Below are 1,562 nucleotides of genomic sequence, written 5' to 3'. Positions count from 1 at the left end.
CCCGTGTGAAAGTAGGTAATCGTCAGGCTCCCTAAGCCAAGAACCCCCGCCTGAACAGGCGGGGGTTTTTGCATTTGTGGCGCCGGAAATGCGCTGTCGGTTCGAGAGCCGGCTGGTCTCCGCGCGATGCGAATCTTCGCGGGATACGGGTCCTCCTTCTCGGTCAGGCCTCTTTCGACCGGCGAGCCTTAGACTCGGCGCGGTGAGCCGCCTCACGGCAAGCAAGCCGTCGCGTCGCCTATCCCGGGCGCGCCGCGACAAGCCGGCAGACGCCGTCGTCGACACCTCCTTTCAGCTGGTGCCCTGCGGCCGGCCTTCGTCGATCGGCGGACAACGGTTGACGGCTGGCTGGCAGCCGTCTTCGCTGATGCCGCACCGGTTGGCAGATCAACCCATGCGGCGCCGGGGCCGCTGAAATGTCTCCCGTCGCATGCTCTGCGCAATTCCCTGTTAGACGTTGCAACCCGCTGCGTTCCTCCGCTCGAACGCGCTCATCGCCAATCCTCTGCCCGTGGCTCCTATTCCGACCTTCCCGTGCGGTGTGGCTGCGCTTTCGGGCGTCTTTGACCGTTCCAGCCGAGGGCCGTCGCGCCGGGCGGCCGGAGCGGGGCGCGAGGGCGAACAAGCAGCAAGCAGCTGGGCAGGGCGCCGCACCGATCGACAGCGATTAGCGCAGCGGAGAAGCGGTCCCGAAGAGTCCGCGTGCCAGGTCTGCAGCGCGGTCGCCGGCGCCGCGCCGGAGGGCGTCACGTCCGAGCCGTCGCTCCCCCGTCGCTGGCGACTGCCTCGCGGGGCAACGGCACGATACGCCCGGCAACCGTCCCCTTAAGCCCTCAATCCATCTCCCCAAGAACGCCCGGCACGAATATTGCAAAAAATTTTCCGCCTACCCGCTTGGCATTCTGCCCGAGAGACCGTATGATGGCGGTCTTTCGTTTTCAGCATGCAACATTGCTGGAAGCGGAGTCTGACGAAGGTGTGGGCGCCGAATGGCGAACCTCTCGTCGCCATCGTAGTCGGCGGCGGATGCCTGGTGGTCGAGCCGGCGCTCGGGAAGAAAATGAAAATAATCTTCTCGCAGTGCTTGACAAGAGTTCGATGCACCCCCATAATCGTCAGTTCTCTACGGAGGGGTGCCCGAGTGGCTAAAGGGGGCAGACTGTAAATCTGTTGGCTTACGCCTACGTTGGTTCGAATCCAACCTCCTCCACCAAGACATCAGCGCAGAGAGCGGTAAGGAATCGTTAGTGGCCCGTGCGGGTGTAGCTCAATGGTAGAGCAGAAGCCTTCCAAGCTTACGACGAGGGTTCGATTCCCTTCACCCGCTCCAGTCCGCGAAGTTGAAGCGTAAAAGCGCCCATGTGGCTCAGTGGTAGAGCACTCCCTTGGTAAGGGAGAGGTCGGCAGTTCGATCCTGCCCATGGGCACCAGCAGTAAAGTCAGTGTCTGTTTGCGCGCGGCGCAACATGTGAAATTCCTTTCGGGAGTTGAAAATGGCCAAGGAAAAATTCGAGCGGACCAAGCCGCACGTGAACGTTGGTACGATTGGTCACGTTGACCAC

Annotated in this window: 3 tRNA genes and 1 pseudogene; all 4 read left to right on the top strand. The window is 62.2% G+C overall.

From position 1 onward, the window contains the following. Window positions 1-1,127: 1,127 nt before the first annotated feature. Window positions 1,128-1,213 (top strand) — tRNA-Tyr (locus tag ACSHSS_RS30155). Between the two features lie 43 nt (window positions 1,214-1,256). Beyond that, a tRNA-Gly gene (locus ACSHSS_RS30150) sits at window positions 1,257-1,330 on the top strand. Window positions 1,331-1,355: 25 nt separating this feature from the next. Further along, window positions 1,356-1,430: transfer RNA gene (locus tag ACSHSS_RS30145), tRNA-Thr, on the top strand. A 63-nt stretch (window positions 1,431-1,493) separates the two neighbouring features. Then, window positions 1,494-1,562 (top strand): annotated as a pseudogene (locus tag ACSHSS_RS30140) (GTP-binding protein); the annotation flags it as partial.

This window comes from Burkholderia sp. BC1 (genome assembly GCF_052683555.1).
The sequence above is the reverse complement of the archived record's forward strand: the minus strand, read 5'-3'. Positions and strand labels throughout refer to the sequence as shown.